This is a genomic window from Aeromonas sp. s9, assembly GCF_040907765.1.
Taxonomy (GTDB): domain Bacteria; phylum Pseudomonadota; class Gammaproteobacteria; order Enterobacterales; family Aeromonadaceae; genus Aeromonas; species Aeromonas caviae.
On record NZ_JBFOCK010000078.1, the window covers coordinates 42,247 to 61,098 of the forward strand.

General features: G+C 64.9%; 14 protein-coding genes and 1 tRNA gene. 4 read left to right on the plus strand and 11 right to left on the minus strand.

Translation table 11 applies throughout. The features are described 5' to 3' along the window. Window positions 1–11: 11 nt before the first annotated feature. The 9 genes from AB5Y54_RS16310 to AB5Y54_RS16350 all read right to left on the minus strand — a co-directional run bounded on the left by AB5Y54_RS16310 (window position 12) and on the right by AB5Y54_RS16350 (window position 8,411). On the minus strand, window positions 12–614 hold the full coding sequence (locus AB5Y54_RS16310) for a CDP-alcohol phosphatidyltransferase family protein (RefSeq protein ID WP_324034308.1): 603 nt from the start codon (window positions 612–614) through the stop codon (window positions 12–14). Further along, a complete protein-coding gene (locus tag AB5Y54_RS16315) occupies window positions 607–1,269 on the minus strand; it encodes an ATP-binding cassette domain-containing protein (protein ID WP_202014276.1) in 663 nt (220 codons plus the stop codon). The genes AB5Y54_RS16310 and AB5Y54_RS16315 overlap by 8 nt, the downstream gene beginning before the upstream one ends. A 4-nt stretch (window positions 1,270–1,273) precedes the next feature. Further along, window positions 1,274–2,884, minus strand: coding sequence for an ABC transporter permease (locus AB5Y54_RS16320; protein WP_368154024.1), 1,611 nt, complete (start codon window positions 2,882–2,884; stop codon window positions 1,274–1,276). Window positions 2,885–2,932: 48 nt separating this feature from the next. Then, on the minus strand, window positions 2,933–4,063 hold the full coding sequence (locus tag AB5Y54_RS16325) for an ABC transporter substrate-binding protein (protein WP_233768483.1): 1,131 nt from the start codon (window positions 4,061–4,063) through the stop codon (window positions 2,933–2,935). A gap of 58 nt (window positions 4,064–4,121) precedes the next feature. Beyond that, window positions 4,122–6,278, minus strand: a complete 2,157-nt coding sequence (locus tag AB5Y54_RS16330) for an FAD-dependent oxidoreductase (RefSeq protein WP_368154026.1) — start codon at window positions 6,276–6,278, stop codon at window positions 4,122–4,124. Continuing rightward, on the minus strand, window positions 6,275–6,850 hold the full coding sequence (locus tag AB5Y54_RS16335) for a carboxymuconolactone decarboxylase family protein (RefSeq protein WP_042865202.1): 576 nt from the start codon (window positions 6,848–6,850) through the stop codon (window positions 6,275–6,277). Before AB5Y54_RS16335 ends, AB5Y54_RS16330 begins: the two co-directional genes overlap by 4 nt. Then, the gene (locus AB5Y54_RS16340) at window positions 6,840–7,550 is read right to left on the minus strand and encodes a DUF1499 domain-containing protein (RefSeq protein ID WP_368154027.1); all 711 of its coding nucleotides are present in this window, start codon (window positions 7,548–7,550) and stop codon (window positions 6,840–6,842) included. Before AB5Y54_RS16340 ends, AB5Y54_RS16335 begins: the two co-directional genes overlap by 11 nt. A 127-nt stretch (window positions 7,551–7,677) precedes the next feature. After that, on the minus strand, window positions 7,678–7,956 hold the full coding sequence (locus AB5Y54_RS16345; RefSeq protein ID WP_039039827.1) for a peptidylprolyl isomerase: 279 nt from the start codon (window positions 7,954–7,956) through the stop codon (window positions 7,678–7,680). A gap of 59 nt (window positions 7,957–8,015) precedes the next feature. Beyond that, the gene (locus tag AB5Y54_RS16350; protein WP_010674121.1) at window positions 8,016–8,411 is read right to left on the minus strand and encodes a hypothetical protein; all 396 of its coding nucleotides are present in this window, start codon (window positions 8,409–8,411) and stop codon (window positions 8,016–8,018) included. Between the two features lie 536 nt (window positions 8,412–8,947). Between AB5Y54_RS16350 and AB5Y54_RS16355 the strand changes: the two genes are divergently transcribed. Both AB5Y54_RS16355 and AB5Y54_RS16360 read left to right on the plus strand, forming a co-directional pair. Beyond that, window positions 8,948–10,723: an autotransporter assembly complex family protein gene (locus AB5Y54_RS16355; RefSeq protein ID WP_368154028.1), complete on the plus strand. Its 1,776-nt coding sequence runs from the start codon at window positions 8,948–8,950 to the stop codon at window positions 10,721–10,723. A 76-nt stretch (window positions 10,724–10,799) separates the two neighbouring features. Beyond that, a complete protein-coding gene (locus tag AB5Y54_RS16360; RefSeq protein ID WP_368154029.1) occupies window positions 10,800–14,573 on the plus strand; it encodes a translocation/assembly module TamB domain-containing protein in 3,774 nt (1,257 codons plus the stop codon). 208 nt (window positions 14,574–14,781) lie between these two features. On the opposite strand, the gene AB5Y54_RS16365 is transcribed toward AB5Y54_RS16360, so the two are convergent. Beyond that, window positions 14,782–14,866, minus strand: a tRNA-Tyr gene (locus AB5Y54_RS16365). A 126-nt stretch (window positions 14,867–14,992) separates the two neighbouring features. On the opposite strand from AB5Y54_RS16365, the gene AB5Y54_RS16370 reads away from it, so the two are divergent. Beyond that, window positions 14,993–15,505, plus strand: coding sequence for a VC2046/SO_2500 family protein (locus AB5Y54_RS16370; RefSeq protein ID WP_368154030.1), 513 nt, complete (start codon window positions 14,993–14,995; stop codon window positions 15,503–15,505). A 63-nt stretch (window positions 15,506–15,568) separates the two neighbouring features. On the opposite strand, the gene raiA is transcribed toward AB5Y54_RS16370, so the two are convergent. Next, entirely contained in the window at window positions 15,569–15,901 is a 333-nt protein-coding gene (gene raiA, locus AB5Y54_RS16375) for a ribosome-associated translation inhibitor RaiA (protein ID WP_010674126.1), read from the minus strand. 392 nt (window positions 15,902–16,293) lie between these two features. On the opposite strand from raiA, the gene AB5Y54_RS16380 reads away from it, so the two are divergent. Next, window positions 16,294–18,813 carry an EAL domain-containing protein gene (locus tag AB5Y54_RS16380; RefSeq protein ID WP_323957627.1) on the plus strand — a complete coding sequence of 840 codons (2,520 nt, stop codon included), beginning with the start codon at window positions 16,294–16,296 and terminating at the stop codon, window positions 18,811–18,813. Window positions 18,814–18,852 lie beyond the last annotated feature (39 nt).

Consider the following 18,852-nt stretch of genomic DNA (forward strand, 5'->3'; position numbering starts at 1 on the left):
CCGGGATCCCGTCAGCGCAGGGTGTGGTAGCCGCTCCAGATCCGGGTCAGGGTCGTGATGGCACAGAGCAGGGCGAAACCGTAGGCCAGTGGCACGAAGGCGGCGGGCCAGAGGCACATGAGCACGAAGAGGGCGATGGTTTCGCTCCCCTCGGTAAGCCCGCCCAGATAGTAGAGGGATTTGTGGTGGTAGACGGGGCTCTCGATGCCCCGCTTGCCCGCCATGATGGCAAAGGCCAGAAAGCTCGATCCCGTGCCCATGAAGGCGAACAGCAGGGTGGCGGCGGCCAGGGCGTTGGCCGGGTCGGCGAGGGCAAAGCCCAGCACCACGGCGGCGTAGAAGATGAAATCCAGCGTGATGTCGAGAAACCCGCCGCAGTCGGTGATGCCCGTATCCCGCGCCACGGCGCCATCCAGCCCGTCCAGCAACCGGTTGAGCAGAATCGCCGCCAACGCCCACTGATAGCAGCCAAAGGCCAGCAGCGGCAGCGCCAGCATGCCGATGAGAAAGCCGGCGAGGCTCACCTGGTTGGCGCTCACCCCGGCCCGGCACAGGGGGCGGGCGAGTGCGGCGAGGGGGCGGCGGATAACCGGGATCAGGTGGCGATCAAACAAGGTGGTGCTCCTCTTCGGGGATGGCTGGGGGGATCAGTTGCAAGATGGTGCCCGGCGCATCCTCTTCGTCGTGGGTCACCAGCAGGGCGGGGATGGCCTGCGTGCGCAGGCGCTCGAACACCAGGGTTCTGAATGCCGCCCGCAGCGGCTTGTCGAGGCGGGAGAAGGGTTCGTCCAGCAGCAATGCCCTGGGCTCGGCCAGCAGGGCACGCAGCAAGCTGACGCGGGCTTTCTGGCCGCCGGAGAGCGCCCCTGGCAGCTTGTCCGCCTGAGCCTCCAGCCCGACCTCGGCCAGCGCCTCGCGGGCCCGGGTCTGCCTTGCCTCCATCCCCTTGAGATGCGCCGGCATGCCGAACATCAGATTTTCGGCCACCGTCAGGTGGGCAAACAGCAGGTCATCCTGAAACAGGATGCCGACGCCCCTCTCCTGGGGGGGCAGCGGGGTGAGGCGATGTGCGCCGAGCAGGATGTCCCCGGCCAGCCGGATGGGCCCCCCGGGTGGCAGCACTCCCGCCAGGGCCGCCAGCAGGGAGCTCTTGCCACAGCCGCTCGGTCCCATCAGGGTGAGCACCTCGCCCGGGGCCACCCTGAGGGGGGGGAGCGTCAGCAGGGGGGCGCCGTCGAGGAAGAGGGTGAGTGCGGAGGTATGCAGCATCGGGTCAGGGCCTCAGGGCGGGGTTGATGCGCCGCGGCAGCCAGAGCGCCAGGGCATAGATGAAAAGGGGCAGCAGCAGTTGCAGCAGGCCGTAGAGCCCCGCCAGCCGCCGGTTGAGGCCGCTGCCGATGGCCACCGCCTCCGTGGTGATGGTGATGACCCGCCCGCCCCCGAACAGCAGGGTTGGCAGGTATTGGGCCAGACTCACCGCCGCCCCGACACCGAAGGCGAACAACAGGGGACGGGCGAGCAGGGGGCCCTTGACTCGCCACCAGGCCCCCCAGGGGCTGGCCCCGAGCGTGAGGGCCACCCGGGTGAGGCGCTCGTCGAACTGACGATAGGGGCCGTGCAGGCAGAGATAGACGTATGGAAAGACGAAGATCAACTGGCTCCAGAGTACCCAGCCTGGGCCTATGCCAGTGAATCCCAGCCCGTCGGTCTGAAGGCGCAATCCAAACAGCAGGCTGGCCTGGGGCAGCAGCAGAGGCAGGCAGACAAGCCAGAGGGTGCGTGTGGCGCGGCGCGCAGGCAACGCCTCGAGGCAGAGCACCGCCAGCAGCAGGGAGAGCGCGGCGCAGAGCAGGGCCAGCCACAGACTCTGCCACAGCAGCGGGCCCAGGCTCGGCAGCAGAGCCAGCCAGTGGTGGCTGCTCCATTCACTCGGCCAGAGGGCGGGAAAGGACCAGCGCCGGGTCAGGGACCAGAGCAGCAGGGCGGCGAGCACCAGCAGATTGGTCAGGAGCAGCCCCCACACGCCGATGCGGGCAATGAGTGCGGGCCAGGGCGAGGCGGGGGCGCGTCGCCCATTCAGCCTGCGTGCCTTGCCGAGGGTGAGGTGGGTCCGCTCCAGCAGCCTGAGGGCGCCAAGCAGCAGCAGGTTGAGGGCGAGCAGCAAGAGGGCGCCGCTGGCACTGGCGCCGCGCCAGGCGGGGTCGGCATCCTGATACCAGAGCCAGAGTCGCACCGCCAGGGGCGGCGGGGCATCCGGCCCCAGCAGCAGGGCGAGATCCACCACCGCAAGACCATAGGCGGCCACCGCGTAGAGGGGCAGTCGCAGGGCGGGCCAGAGGGCGGGCAGCAGCAGGCGCCACCAGATCCGGGGGGCACTGAAGCCGAGGCTGGCCCCCAGCCACTGCTGGCGCGCCACCTTGGCGGGATCCAGTGCCGCCAGCGCCATCAGCAGCAGGAAGGGAGTCTCCTTGAGGATGAGCACCACGATGAGGCCAAGCCCCCAGGGATCCTTGAGGGTTTGCCAGTCCGGGGGCTGATGGGTGAGGTCAAGCAGGGGAGCGACGAGGCGCAGCAGCCAGCCGGAAGGAGCGATCAAAAAGGCGATGCCGATGGCAAAGGCGACGTGGGGAAGCGCCAGCAGGGGGGAGAGCAGGCGGCGCAGCCAGCGCATCCAGGGACGCCCGTCCCCCTGGGCGAGCAGCAAGGCGGTGACGGCCAGGGCCCCCAGGGTGGAGGTGCCCGCTACCCAGAAGCTCAACCCTGCGGAGTGCCAGAGTCCGGGCTGGGGGAGCAAGAGGGCGAGGTTGGCGGGGGTGAGCCCCTCGATGACCAGCAACAGCAGGCCCCCGACGAGCGGGATCCCCAGCAGCAAGGCTCCCAGCATCAAAAAGGGCAGCAGGAGGAGAAGAGGGGCGCGCGCCTGCATGATGGATCAGTGGCCGTAGCGCTCGGCCCAGGCCGCTTCCAGCCGCGTCTGCCAGCTGGGGTGGGGCTCTGCCACTCCCTTGAAGCGCAATGCCGGACGGGTCTGGCCTGGCAGCGCCTCCTGGCGCAGCACGCTGGGATCCCCCCAGAAGGCGGGGTCGCTCTTGCGCGCCTGGGCGGCGGGGCTCAGCAGGAAGTTGACCACCACCTTGGCCCCGGCCCGGGCGGAGGCATTGAAGGGGATGGCGAGGAAATGGCTGTTGGTGAGCGCCCCTTTTTCCATGGCGATGGCCTGGACGGTGGGGGGCAGGGTGCCGTTTTGCACCGAACTCTGGGCTTCCCCCGGGTTGAAGCTGATGGCCATGGCCAGCTCGCCGTCATCGAGCAACTGCCTGGTTTCGGCGGCGCCGGTGGGGAAGAGCCTGCCCTTTCGCCAGAGCGCGGGGTGAAGCTGGTCGAGCCAGGCCCAGAGCGGGGCGGTGATGCGAAGGAAGTCGGCATCGGTCGCCTCCCGATAGAGGGGCGCCGGATCTGGTGTCAGCTCCAGTAGGATCTGCTTGAGAAAGCTAGAGCCGTGAAACTGGGGAGGCTTGGGGTAGGTGAAGCGGCCGGGGTGAGCCTTGGTCCAGGCCAGCAGGGCGGCCGCCGAGGTGGGAGGAACGTCTACCTGGTCGCCATCTACCATCAGATTGAGCTGGCCTATGCCCCAGGGGGCCTCCCGCCCCTCGACCGGCACGGTGAAGTCTTCACTCACCGGCAGGGCGGTGTCCACCAGGGCCATGTTGGGCAGCTCGTCGGTAAAGGGGGCCCCCAGCAGCCCCTGCTCCTTGAGCGCCTTGAAGTTCTCGCCGTTGACCCAGAGCAGGTCGATGGGGCCGTTCGACGTCTTGCCAGCCTGCTTGCCGGCCAGCAACTGGCTCACGCTCTGGGCGATGTCATCCACCTTCACCTGCACCAGCTCGACCTGGTACTGGCGAGCGATCTCCTGCCTGGCCCACACCAGGTAGGCGTTGATCTCGGGGCTGCCCCCCCAGGCGTTGAAGTAGACGGTCTGTCCCCTGGCGGCCAGCAGGGTCTGCTGCCACGATGCGTCATTTGCGTGGAGCGGGGAGGCCAGCAGCAGGGGGACGGCGGCCATCAGGGGACGGAGCAGGGCGCGAAGTCGGGTCGTGAACATGATGGTTGCCTCGTCAGAGTCAGGCGCCGCGGCGCCAGCGGTGATAACGGGCCAGCAGCGCCAGCAGGCGCCCGGGCTGGCGGGCACGGCGCCAGGCGCCAGCCACGTATTTGTTCCCCTCCATCAGGGTGGGGTAGGGGTGAACGGTGGCGAGGATCTTGCCAAGTCCCAGGCGGTGGCGCATGGCGAGGGCAAACTCGGCGATCCGCTCGCCGGCGTGAGCACCCACTATGGTGGCCCCGAGTATCCTGTCACGGCCCGGCACCGTCAGCACCTCGACAAAGCCCCCGGACTCGCCATCGGCGATGGCTCTGTCCAGCTCGGCCATCTCGAAGCGGGTCGACTCGAAGGGGATGCCTCGGGCCCGAGCCTCTCTCTGGTTGAGGCCGACCCTGGCTATCTCCGGACTGGTATAGGTGGCCGCCGGCATGACCCTGTAGTCTGCCCGAAAGCGCCTGAACTGGCCAAAGAGGGCGTTGATGGCGGCATACCAGGCCTGATGGGCGGCAAAATGGGTGAACTGGTAGGGGCCGGCAACGTCCCCCACCGCCAGGATGCTGGGGTAGTTGGTGGCGAGGAAGCCGTCGATGGCCAGGGTGCCGCCGGGGGCCAGTTCAACCCCCAGCGCCTCCAGCCCGAAACCACTCACGTTGGCCTCCCGGCCAAGGGCCAGCAGCAGCTGGTCCCCCTCAACCACCAGCGTCTCGTCCCCCCGGCGCAGGTGCAGCCGGATGGGCAGGTTGGTGCCTTTACCGTCCATATACTCGGCCGAGGTAGCCTGCCAGCCGAGGTGCAGGGTGACGCCGTCGTGCTCCAGCTGCGCGGCCAGGGCCCCGGCGACGTCCTTATCTTCCCGGGGCAGCAGCTGAGGGCCTTGCTCCACCAGGGTGACGGGGATATCGAGCAGGGCCAGGCTCTGGGCCAGCTCGCAGCCGATGGGGCCCCCTCCCAGCACCAGCAGATGGCGGGGGGGCTCACGCAGTCGCTGCCAGAGGGTGTCGGAGGTGAGGTAGGGAACCCTGTCCAGCCCCGGCAGTGCGGGCACCCGGGGGCGGGCGCCGGTGGCGATCACAATATGACGGCTGGTCAGGCGCTTGCCGTTGACCTCCACCTCCCAGGGGGAGGTGACTCGCGCCCGCCCCTGGATGCACTCCACCCCAAGTCCTTCATAGCGCGCCACCGAGTCGTGGGGTTCGACCTCCTCGATGACCCGGGCGACCCGTGCCATCACGGCGGCGAAGTCGGCGCGGCTCTGGCTCGGGGTAAAACCAAGCTCTGTGGCCTTGCGCTGTTCAATGGCGAAGCGGGCGCTTCGGATCAGCGCCTTGGAGGGGACGCAGCCGGTATGGAGGCAATCCCCCCCCATCCTGTGCTGCTCGATGAGGGCCACTCTGGCTTTCACCGCGGCGGCGATGTAGCTGGTGACCAGACCTCCGGCGCCGGCGCCTATCACCAGCAGGTTGTAGTCAAAGCACGCAGGCTTGCGGTAGGGGGTGTGCAACCGGTAGAGGGCGAGACGGCGCTGCAAGGCACGCATCAGCCAGGGCATCAGGCCGAGCAGGGTCAGGGCGGCCAGCAGGCCGGGGGAGAAGAGGTTGCCTGTGCTGGTGAGGGTAGCCAGCTCACTCCCCGCCAGCACGTAGACGAGGGTGCCCGGCAGCATGCCGAGCTGGCTGACCCAGTAGTAGGTGCTGACTCTGATGGGGGTGAGCCCCATCACCAGGTTGACAAGAAAGAAGGGGAAGAGGGGGATGAGGCGCAGGCTCAGCAAATAGAAGGCCCCCTCCTTTTGCATGCCGGCCTGAACGCTCGTCAGCTTGTCGCCAAAGCGCGTCTCGACCCAGTCCCGCAGCAGGAAGCGGGCGCTGAGAAAGGCCAGGGTGGCGCCAAGGGAGCTGGCAAAGGAGACCAGCAAGAGCCCCCACAGGATGCCGAAGACGGCGCTGCCCGCCAGGGTGAGCAGGGCCGCCCCCGGCAGGGAGAGGGCGGTGGTGAGCACATAGATCACCAGAAACAGCAGGCTGGCTGCGACAACATGGCGGTCGACCCAAAGGGTCAGGCGCGCCTGATGTGCCTGCAACTGGGTGAGGCTCAGATAGTGGTCAAGGTCGAGGGCAAAGAAGGTGCCGACCAGGGCCCCCATCGCCAGCAACAGCAGCAGGCGTGCCCGGTTCATCCCTGCCCCTTGTCGAGGGGGCGCTCGGGTTGCACCGGCAACTGGCAGAACCCCTGGGGAGCGATGTCGAGAGCGGCATTGAACTTGGCGGACATGTTCTGGAAGGCGATGAGGCCGGTGAGCTCCACCAGGGCGTCGTCATCGAACCAGGGCTTGAGGCGGGCGGCCTGCTCGTCGCTCACGCCATCCAGCCCGGTCATGGCCTCGGCATAGTCCAGCACGGCCCGCTCCCGCTCGTCGAACAAGGGGCTGTCGCGCCACCGGGCCAGCGCCTCCACCTTGTCGCTGGAGCCTGCCCGCTTGACGAGGGTCATGGCGTTGATGTCGACACAGAAACGACACCAGTTGAGCTGGGAGACCCGCACCGTCACCAGGGAGCGCAGCACGGGGTCGATGGGGGAGCGCTGGCGGTTGATGACGCCGTAGAGGGTGGCGACCGCGGCGAACAGCCTGGGGGAGCGCCCCCAGCACTTGCCCGGGATCAGCACCTGACCGTAGTTGCGTTTCTGCAGCCAGAAGAAGGGGCGGATGAACCAGGCGTAGGCCCGGTCCGGTTTGACCTCAATGCGCATCTTGTTCCTCTTTGAGCTTCTCCATCTTGGGCTTGTAGGCCCCGCCCAGGCGCTCGTTCAACCGATTCAGGAAATCGATGATCCGTGCCCGGTTGACCCCCAGATCGCTGCGCCCCTGGCGCGAGGCGGAGCGCATGTCGATACGGATCTCTTTGGGCCCGGCAAAGACCCGCAGGGCCACGTCATCCTGAAACCCGAACCAGCCGGTGGTGACGACGGCATCGATACCCTCGCTGCCCGGATGAACCTGCCAGCCCAGCTCCGTCATCAGTTCCTCGGTTTCCGCGAGCACTTCGACCGGGGATGCCCGGGTATAGAGAGGACCGGGGTTGCCTGGAAATACTTGCAGGGGCGGGGGGGAGATCGGGAGATCCTCCGGGCTTCTGAGCTGCTCGGCCCACTGGAGCCGTGGCGGATGGTAGGGATCCGTGCTGACGTCGTTGGTGAGGGGGGAGCGCAGCGCCTGGACGAGAAACAGCAGGGGCAACAGCAGGGGAGCAATGCCCCAGATATCCGGCCAGAGGTTGGTGGTGCGGCGATAACGCCAGGGCAGGCGCAGCAGCAGCACGAGGCTGAGGAGGGCGCTGGCGAGACAGAGGATGAAGCCGAGCCACCAGGGCCAGAGATGGGCGCGGCTGCCAAGGGCCCCGCAAAGGGGCAATAGCCAGGTCAGCAGCGGCCACCACAAAGAGCTGTGCATATGAGGGATCCACGGGTCAGGATGGAACTATGCCCAGAAGGATAAACTTAATTGCCTGATAACGTTAGTAAATGATCATCAATCCCAGGCGTGCGGCTCAGAGAACCGATGGCCTCGTCGCCCTGGATCAGTTGCGATAGAGCACCTTGATGAGGTGGAAGCCGAACTTGGTGCGCACCGGCCCCAGCACGGTCAGCAGCTCCCCCTTGAACACGGCATCGTCGAAGGACTTGACCATGTCCCCCTTGGAGAACTCTCCCAGATCGCCGCCACGCTTGCCGGAAGGGCAGGTGGAGAAACGCTTGGCCATCTGGCTGAAATCGGCGCCCTTGGCGAGCTTCTCCTTGATCTCCAGACACTGTTTCTCGGTCTTGACCAGGATGTGCTGGGCACAGGCTTTTTTCATCGGAATGCTCCTCGGCGAGGGGAAAGGGGGCGCAAGATTACTGCAATTGCGCCTCCGCGTCAGCCCCTCGGGCGCGAGACCCGGCTCCGGGGGCCGGTGGCCAGGGGGACCCTGGCCCGGGATTGCCAGAGGATCTCCAGCCCCAGCAGGGCATAGAGGCTCCAGATGGCCAGGGGGTTGAGCCAGTTGCCCCCCATCTGCAGGGTGGCCAGGGCTGCGCTCACCAGCAGCAGGACTATGCCGGGCAGGCGCCAGTGGACAGGCAGGGGGGCGAGCAGGGCCATGCCCAGCAGCAGGGCCAGGCCAAAGGGCAGATTGAGCGCGGTGAAGGCGAGGGCCTGCTGGCCGTTCATGCCGGTCAACAGGGCCAGCAGGGCGCTGCAGCAGGCCAGGAAGGTGATGAACTCGAGTCGGTCGGCGATGTAGTCAGCCAGTTGTTCGCTACGTAGGTGCATGGGGTCTCTCCTGCGATGATTGGGATCAGTGTGGGACAGGCAGGAGCGCAGGGGCAGCGGGATAAATCGATTGAATTGAACGAAGCTTTAGTGCCATCTATTCAAGTGATTGATTTAAACTTATTTTCCTGTTCAATAGCAGGCAGGATGGGGAAGAGGGCGCGGAGCAAGTCGAGGGGGACGGGTTGACGAAACCCGCCGGATGCGGGGTGTCCGACAAGGGTTGTCGCGACGAGCCGGACCCTGCTGCCAGCCCAAGGCCGCCAGGGGAGATCCGGCGTGGCGGGGTCGGTGGTGGCGTTTTGTTCGCCCCTTGCCCGGATTGTGCGCAGTTTGGCTCCTCACACCCGGCTGGCTCCTTGCAGGGCCGAAGCGATCCCCGCACCGGGGGTGGCAGAGCGGCACGCAAAGGGGCCCCGAGCGTGGGATTTCGCCGTCGCGATTATGCTAGGATGAGCGGCACTCGCCCGGGATGAGTCTCGGTATCGTACTAAATAACACAATCTTTAAATCATGTTATTCGGGGAAACTGACGTTTGACAGGATGCTATCCTACTTTTCTCACCGGGAGCACTTCATCCGGGCGATCCCGTCGCCCCGGGCCCGGTCTCTTGCTGCTCGCCCTCGCTCTCTGGCTAATGGCGATGCCCGCCATGGCGGCCAAGTTGACCTACCAGATCAAGGGGGTCAGGGGAGAGCAGAAAGACAACGTCGAGGCCTACCTCAACGCCCTGCCCGTCTACCAGGAACGCCAGTACCGCCCCGCCCGCGCCAAGATCACCGAGAGCGTACAGAAGGCGCTGCAGGTCTATGGCTACTACCAGCCCAAGATCACCCTGAACCGCGACAAGAAGACGCCCGCCAAGGTGGTGATCGAGATTGAGCGGGGGGAACCCGTGATCATCTCGCGCCTCGACATCCTGCTGGAAGGGGATGCGGGGAGCGACGAGGTGTACAGCGAGCTGCTGGACAAGCTGCCCCTCAAGGAGGGAGATCCCCTCAACCACGGCAAATATGAATCCATCAAGGCGGATCTCGGCAGTCTGGGGCTGGCCCGCGGCTATTTTGACGCCAAGATCAGCAAGAGCCAGGTCAAGGTTTTCCCGGAACAGAGCAAGGCGGAGATCTACATCCTGTTTCGCTCCGGCCCGCGCTACCATTTCGGCGAGATCCGCTATGACGCGACGCCGGAGGCACTGCACCTTATTCGCCCGCTCATCAACATCAAGAGCGGTGCTCCCTATCTGGCGATCCGTCTGGCGGAGATGTCCCAGGATGTCTCCTCCACCAAGCTGTTCAAGCAGGTGGACATCAAACCCCTGATCAGCCAGGCCGAGGGCAACCGGGTGCCGGTGCAGGTGACCCTCTCCAACCGGGTCGATCACGAGATTGAGACCGGTATCGGTTATGCCACGGACGTGGGGCCGCGCCTGAGTGCCACCTGGGAAAAACCCTGGGTGAACCGCTATGGTCACCGCCTCTCCAGCACCGCCAAGATCTCGGCGCCGGAAGCGGAGCTCAGCTTCGACTACCAGATCCCGGTGGGCAACCCGCTGCGGGATTACTACTCCCTGCAGGCGGGCTATCAATACACCGACAACAACGACACCCGCTCCGATCTGGCCACCTTCGGGGTGCACCGCTGGACACGCCGACCGGAGAGCTGGGACAGAGACGTCTTTGTGCGCCTGGAGAACGAGCGCTACGTCCAGGGTCAGGACGAGGGGAACAGCCTGCTGCTGATCCCCGGCGTCTCCTGGTCACGGCTGCGGGTGCGCGGCGGTCTGGTGCCGGATTGGGGGGATCGCCAGCAACTGACGATGGAGTTCTCGAGCCCCTACTGGGGGTCCGACATCAGCTTCATGCGGGTGTGGGGGCGCAGCAAGTGGCTGCGCACCCTGGGCGAAGATCACCGTTTCCTGATGCGGGCCGAACAGGGGGCCATCGTCGGGGATGATTTCTCCCTGGTCCCCCCCTCCCTGCGCTTCTTCACCGGCGGCGATCAGACGGTCCGGGGCTACGGTTACGAGACCATTTCGCCACGGGGGGACGATGGCAAGCTGACCGGCGGGCGCTACGCCAGCGTCGGCAGCCTGGAGTACAACTACCGCTTCAGCGAGAAGTGGCTCGGCGCCCTGTTCGTGGACGCCGGGACCGCCACCGTCGACTACAGCGAGGCCTGGAAGATAGGCACCGGGGTCGGGGTGCGCTGGGTCACCCCCATCGGTCAGGTCAGGCTCGATCTGGCGGTGGGCATCTCCGAGGAGGACAAGCCGCTGCGGCTGCACTTCGCACTGGGGCCGGAACTATGACCCGGCAACCAGGCGCACATCCTCTTCTTTCTCTTTTCTGGCCGCTGCGGCTGCTTTCCTTGCAGGGGTCTGCATCGTGATCTGGGTAAAACGCATTTTCTTGTGGCTCATGGGCCTCTTCTTCCTGCTGCTCATCGGCGTCAGCCTGCTGGGCTTCACCCATCAGGGCAACAAGTGGTTGTGGCAACAGGCCAGAGCCGCGCTGCCCTCCCTCAAGGGGGAGCTGGTGGCGGGGCAACTCGGTTATGGCTGGACCTTCGAAGGGGTTGGCTGGCAGGACGAGCTGGTGGATGTCACCGTGGAGCGGGCCGTGCTGGACTGGGATCTGGGCAAGCTCCTGCAGGGCAAGCTCTGGATCAAGTCTCTGGCGGTGACTCGCCCCGTGGTCCGGGTGGCGGAGTCCGAGCCGGTGCCGGAAGAGCCGTCGGAGCCCTTCGTCTGGCATCCGTTGCCGCTCAAAATCCAGGTCGACAGCCTCAAGGTTGCCGATCTCGATGTGGCGGTGCCCGGCGTGACGATCACCCTCAAGGATCTGGACATTGGCGCCGCCCTGGATCGCGCCGGGCTCATCGTGCGCGGCCCCGTGCTCGATGGCCTGAACGTGGTGCTGGCACCCTCCCCGGTGGAGGCGGCCAGTGACAAGGGCGCCAAACCGGCGGATGAGAAAAGCGCCACCCTGGCGGTCGGCGAGGGCAAGGCTGCCCCCGGTGACAAGACGCAGGCCGCAAACAAGCCCGAGTCCATGGTGCTGCCGGCGGTGCGACTGCCTTTCCCCATCCAGCTGGAGGGGCTGAAAGCCACGACGTTCCGTTATCAGCAAGGTGAGCTGGTGGAGGGGCTAGACAACCTGTTGCTGTCGGCCACCGCCGAGGAGGAGCGCATCGACATCCGGGAGCTCTCCCTGCGCCATGCCATGGCAGATCTGGCCTTGCGTGGTCAGGTGCGCCTGCACGAGGATTACCCCCTCGCCCTGACCCTGGATGCCAAGGCGCGTCAAGGGCTGCTGGACGGGGAGCTCAAGGGGGAGCAGGTCAATCTCGTCCTGGACGGTTCTGTGGGCAAGCTTGGGCTGGCACTCAAGGCCAAGGGGCCGGTGGGCGCCAATCTCAAAGGATCCCTCGCGGCCCTCGACCCGGATCTGCCCTTCGATCTGGCGCTGGACTGGAAGAGCCTCTCCTGGCCCCTGCACAAGCCCGCCAAGGATGAGCCCAGCTATCGGCTGGACAAGGGCACCCTGAGCGCCAAGGGCAAGCTCTCCGGTTACCAGTTTGCGCTCAACACCGCCGGCAAGGGGACCGATGTGCCCCCCTTCAAGGTGGCGCTCTCGGGCAAGGGGGATCTCAACCAGCTGAGCCGTATCGAGCTGCTGCTGGGGGCCCTCAAGGGGGAGCTCAAGCTCGACGGCAAGCTGGCCTGGAGCAAGGGGGTCCAGTGGCAGGGGACGACCGAATTCAAGGGGATCAACCCGGCGGAGCTGGTGCCCGAGATCAAGGGGGTACTGGCGGGCAAGATCGCCAGCCGCTTCGATCTGGATGAGGCGGGCCACTGGCAGCTGGCCCTGCCCGAGCTCAAGGTGGATGGCAAGCTCAACCAGTATCCCCTGGCCTTGCAGGGCAGGCTCAGCGGCAACGACAAGATGGAGTGGACCATCCCGGCCCTGGCGCTGCAAAGCGGCCCAAACCGGCTGCAGGCCAAAGGCTCGCTCACGACCCAGGCCTGGAAGCTGGATGCGGATCTGGATGCGCCCAAGCTTGGGGGTATCTACCCGGGTCTGGGAGGGGACATCAAGGGCCAGGTGCGCGTCACCGGCAACCAGCAGGCGCCGCGCGTGAATGCCGATCTGATGTCGGGCCGACTCGCCTACGCCGGCACCGTCCTCAAGGAGACCGTCATCAAGGCCAACGCCCTGGTCGGGGAGAAGCCCTCCGGTGAGGTGGCGGTGACGGTGGCGAGCCTGGCGCAGGGGGAGACCAAGCTCTCGCAAATCGCCCTGAACCTGAGCGGCGATCTCGAGCGCCACGGGCTCACCTTGACCATGAAGGGGGATCCCCTGGCGGCAGACCTCAGCCTGAATGGCAGCCTGCGCGGTGACCACTGGCGTGGCGCCCTTGCCGAGCTGAAGCTCAAGACGCCCCTCAAGCGCTGGGCGCTGACCGCCCCCTGGTCTCTGGACCTGGATCTGCCGAAACAGCAGCTGACCATGGGGGATCTCTGCCTCGCGTCCCAGAAGGCCAGTCTCTGCGTCAAGGGGAGCCGGATAGCCCAGTCCCAGGGCAATCTGGAATTTGCCCTGAACGAATTTGATCTCAAGCGGCTGCGCCCCTGGTTGCCGGACAATTTCCGCTGGCAGGCGGTGCTGTCGGCCGACGGGCGCGCCAGCTGGCGCGGCAACCAGCCGACCCTGCACGCCACCGTGCGTACCACGCCTGGGACCTTCGTCGCCGACGAACTCAAGACCGACTACCAGCGCCTCGAGCTCGGGATCGATTTCGAGCGCCAGCAGGCCGCCATCCGGGTCGATTTCGCCTCCGAGCAGATCGGCAACATCGACACCGATCTGCTGATCCGGGATCCCGCCGGCCGCGGCAACCTCGGCGGTCAACTCAGGTTTGACGATCTGAAGCTGGCGACCTTTGCGCCCCTCATTCCCGAAGTGCGCTCCCTGCAAGGGGTCATCTCGGCGGATGCCCGCTTCGACGGTACCCTGGCTGCCCCCCTGCTGTATGGCGAGCTGAACCTGAAGGAGGGGGAGGTTCAGACCCACTCCGACATGGTGACCCTCTCCAAGCTGGTGACCCGCCTCAAGATAGAAGGCAACCGGGCCGAACTCGACGGCTCCATGATGGTGGGCAAGGGCCCCCTGGTGCTGGGGGGCTGGCTGAGCTGGGCCCAGCAGCCGGTGACCGGCAGCCTCACCATTCAGGGCAAGGAGCTGGAGGCCCAGTACCCGGGCATGGGCCGGGTCAGGGTGACACCTGACATCGCCATCTCTCTCGGGGAGGAGACCAGGGTGACCGGTCAGGTGGACATCCCCTGGTCGCGCATCCTGGTCAAGAGCCTGCCAGACAGCGCGGTAGCGGTCTCCGATGATGTCACCGTCATCTACGACGATCTGCCGCCGGTCCCCAAGGCGGCACCGCTGCCCATGGAGATCAGGCTCGCCATCCGGCTCGGGGACGACGTCCGCCTCGAAGCCATGGGACTCAAGACCAAGGTGGGAGGGGCCCTCAACATTCGCCAGGATCCCTCCAAGCCGCTCTCGGGCAACGGGCAACTGGAGCTCAGGGACGGGCGCTTCAAGGCCTATGGCCAGAACCTCATCATCAAGGAGGGGCGGATCCTCTTCTCCGGCCCCATTGATCAGCCCTATCTCAACATCGAGACCTATCGGGATCCGGACACCATCGAGGACAACGTGACCGTCGGGGTGCGGGTGACGGGGCCGGCCACCAAGCCGAAGATCACCGTCTATTCCGAGCCGCAGATGGCGCAGTCCGAACAGCTCTCCTATCTGTTGCGGGGCAAGGGATTGCAGACCAGCGGCGAGGATGGCGGCTTCAACGGCCTGCTGGTGGCGGGGGCCGTGAGCCAGGCGAGCGGCGTGGTCTCCAGCATCGGGGAGTCCCTCGGCATGAGCGACGTGGCCCTCGATACCGCAGGCAGTGGTGATGACACCCAGGTGACCCTGTCGGCCTACCTGCTGCCCGGCTTGCAGTTCCAGTACGGGGTCGGGGTGTTCAGCCCCATCGCCGAATTCAAGCTGCGCTACGAGCTGATGCCAAGGCTCTATCTGCAGGCCATGAGCGGGGTGGCCCAGGCGGTGGATATCTTCTATCGCTTCACCCTGTAAGGGGGGCGGATGACAAGACAGATGCCTGGGGGGACGCTTATCCCCCTCTGCCTGAGCGGCCGATGACAGCTGTCTCCAGCAGGTTCGGGGTGAGAGCGTGCATATATTGACGGGAGGCCAGGCCTCCCGTTTTTTTTTGTAGAGAAGAAGGGGATTTGTGGAAGGCAGAAAAGCGAAAACCCGGCACAAGGCCGGGTTATCTGAAAGATGGTGGAGGGAGAAGGATTCGAACCTTCGAAGGCAGAGCCGTCAGATTTACAGTCTGATCCCTTTGGCCGCTCGGGAACCCCTCCCCAAGTGCGAGGCGCATACTAACAGATCTGTCGCGCTTGTGAACCCCTCTGCCGGGATTTTTAATGCTTAAAGGATCGGGTTGATGGCCGATAAGCAATGAAACCTTCATTTCCAAGATTTATCTCATGCTGCCCAGTGCGATTCGTGACCGCTTGCTCGTGGATGAGGCCCAGTTGGGCCAACGGCTCAACCAGGATCTCCGTGCGGGGGACCGTGCCGACTTCAGGCTGCACCTGGCGCTGCTGACCGATGCGGTGGAAGAGCAGCCCTGGTTTGATGCCCCGCCCAAGCCTGCGTCGGGTGAGCTGGATTGGCGCTCCCGTTTCGGTCTGATGCCCCGGGCGTCCCTGCAAGGCGGGGTGGAAGAGAGCGATGCCACCAGCCTCAACGAGCGTCTGCAACAGGGCGGGTGCATGACGGATGTGAGACTCTGGCTGGCGCTGCGCTCCCCGCCACTGGTGAGCCGAATGCCCGCGCTGGATCCCGCGGTGTACGACAACCTCTCGGCACTGGGTCGTGAGCGATGGCAGGCCCGACCTATGGGCGCTGACCCCAGGGAGGAGGCTCCGCTGATGATGCTGCCGCTGCTCGATGAGCTTGCGCAAGGGGTGGATGCCAGGCTGCGCTGGCTGGGGTGACGGCACGGTAGAATGCAAAAAGGCGGGATAACCCGCCTTTTGCTTTATGAGTGGTGAACCTTGTCAGGCGTCTGCTTCGTCCGGTTGGGGCACTTCCTTGCCGGCGGCACGACGGGCGATGGGTTTTTCCGTGTGACGGTTGAGCTGGCGTTCCAGCTTCTGGCCCAGGTCCGTGATGGCGGCATAGAGATCCTCGTGCTCTGCCTGCGCAAACAGTTTGCCGTTGGGAATGCCGATAGTGGCTTCGACGATATACATCAAACGCTCTTTGGAGATGATCACATGGGGTGTGATAAGAGGCACCTGAAGACGCTCGAGCTTTTCAAAACGGGATTCAATGCGCTCGCGGATGGCTGGGGTGATGTCGATGATTTTACTGGTCATTTCGATTTTCATAATGGCCCCCTTCGGGTCGTCTTGCTTGTGTCTTCACCTCCAGATTACCCATGTCGCCAAATCAAAATGTGATCTGCGTCACGAAAAATCCCCTTGGGAATCCCGCTGTCCATAAATTGTGAGCTTTTCCCGTTTCATGCCAAAAACCGCTTGAGCTCAGTGAAACAGGCAGGCAGTATCAGCAAATAGGATCGTTTCTGTCCCCCCTCGGCAGCGCCTTGTGTCGACCCGATGTTTGGTTTTTGCCGCATAGTCTCGAATTTTCTCCACCCACATCGCCTCATCGCATCGCAAAATCATTGCCATGCGCCGGTGGAGATATGCGCGCAAACGGATATGCTTTTCTGCAGGAGTCGGGGTGGATAACGTGGTTGTAGTGGTTGGAGTCGTAGATGAAGCAGCAAGCCACCCAGATGATGTGGTTTTATGATCGGCAGCATGGGCAATGGAGCCTGTCTGATCATGTCTCTTGTGAACCCTGGGCAGGGGAGGGAGCCCACCCCTGGGCCACCCAACTTGAGCGGGAAGATGAAGCGGGTTTCGCCGATTTTCTTGCAAGACTCCACGATTCCGGCCAGCCTGGCCAGTTCATCGGTCACCTGCGCGATGAGGACGGCAAGGTACACCATGCGCTCTGGTACGGCCAGTATGTGCCTGCACAGGGGCTCTGTTGTGGCTGGCTTGCCCCCCTCGAAATGATGCATCGCGAGATGGATCGCGCCAACTCCCCCGCAGGCGTGACACCGCCGCTTCCCATGTTGCAGGCCCCCTTGCTGGCCAAGCTGGCGCAGGCGCTCTCCGCCAAGACGGGGCTCGATTTTTGCCAGACCCTGGTCAACGAACTGGCCCATATCCTGGGAGCCACTGCCGTCTGGCTGACGGAGCGGGTCGGTCTCGACAGGCTCAGAGTGCTGGCGAGCCACGGCATCGACGTCAAGGAGTATGCCCTCTGTGACATGCCCTGCCAGCAGCTCTATCGCCAGGGGGCCTCCTGCGCGGTCCCCGTGAGTGAACCCCTGACCGGGTATCCCGATCTGCCCCCGGGCCAGCACTATTACGCCCAGCCGCTGCTCGATCGCAACGGTCAGATCCTGGGTCATCTCGCCCTGCTGTTCCCGAGCCAGACCCGGACCACGGATCTGGACTCCGTCCTGACCATCTTCTCGGTGCGCATGGTGGCCGAGCTGGAGCGCCTGCAGAGCGATGCCTTGATGCGGCTGTCTGCGGTGGCCTTTGAAACTCACGAAGGGATCATCATCACGGATCCCGAGTTCAAGATCCTGCGGGTCAATTACGCCTTCAGCCAGATCACCGGCTTTGACAACCAGGGGGTGATTGGTTTGCATCTTGGCAACGATCTCTGGTCGGGGTTGGGAGGGCTGGGTTACGAGCTCAACGCCCTGGATCGCTGGCAGGGGGAAACCCTGCGCCTGCACGCCGACGGTCACGCCTATCCCCAGTGGGAGATCGTCACGCCGGTGCAGGATGAGAAGGGGGGGATCAGCCACTATGTCATCTTCTTCGAGGATATTTCCGAGCGCAAGGCGGCGGAGCGCCGCATTCAGGATCTCGCCTTCTATGACGAGCTGACCGGCCTGCCCAATCGTCGTCAGCTGCACGAGACCCTGACCCAGGCGTTCACCGATGCAAATCGCAGTCACCTCATCGGGGCCCTGCTGTTCATCGATCTCGACCACTTCAAGACCATCAATGATTCCCTGGGTCACGCCACCGGCGACTGGCTGCTCAAGGAGGTGGCCAGCCGTCTCAAGCGGCTGGTGCGCCAGGGGGATTGTCTGGCCCGTCTCGGCGGCGACGAGTTCGTGTTGTTGCTGCCAGCGCTCTCCATCAGCCCGCCCCAGGCGGAGATGCAGGCCGACCTCATCGCGGAGCGGCTCATCGGGGAGATCGCCGCCCCCTATGATTTCAGGGGCCAGGTGCTGCACATCGGCGCCAGTGTCGGCATCACCCTCTTCCCCGGTCGGGAGCAGGAGGCGGGGGATCTGCTCAAGCAGGCTGACACCGCCATGTATCAGGCGAAATCGGCGGGCCGCAAGACCCGGCGCTTCTTTGATGCCTCCATGCAGTTGCAGGCCGACCGGCGTCTGCACATTCACAACGAGCTGCGCAGTGCCCTCGACAATGGGGAGCTGACTCTCCACTACCAGCCCCAGCACATGGTAGCGGGGGGGGAGATCATCGGTGTCGAGGCGCTGATCCGCTGGCAACCCCCCGGGCGTGCCCTGGTGTCGCCTGCCGAGTTCATCCCCATTGCCGAGGAGACGGATCTCATTGTCGACATCGGTAACTGGGTATTGCACGAAGCCTGTACCCAGTACGTCTCCTGGGAGGAGAACGGGATCCACGTCCCCCAGCTGTCGGTCAACGTGAGCGCCAAACAGTTCCATGCTCCCGACTTTGTCGATCGCATTCACGACGTGCTGGCTGCCACCGGCATGGATCCCGCCTGCCTCAACCTGGAGATCACCGAGTCGGTGGTGCTGGGTCATGCGGAAGACACCATCAGCAAGATGGCGGAACTCAAGACCCTGGGCATCAGCTTTGCCATCGATGACTTCGGGGCGGGGTACTCTTCCCTGAGCTACCTCAAGCGGCTGCCGGCGGACGAGCTCAAGATCGACCGCTCTTTCATCCAGGACATTCCCAAGGATGGTGACAACATGGCCATCGTCGAGGCCGTGATCGCCATGGCCCGCCACATGGGGTTCAACGTGACGGCTGAGGGGGTGGAGTCCCGCCAGCAACTGGAGTTTCTGCAGGCACAGGGCTGCCATTTCTTCCAGGGATACCTCGCCTCCAAGCCGCTCCCTGTTTCCTACCTTGAACGCTATGTCAGCCGCCAGGTACGCGGTGATCGCCCCGTCTGCACCGATAAAAATAGTGTGGCGTAGCCCCCGTGCTTAGCGGGTAGAATGAAGGTATGTCACCAC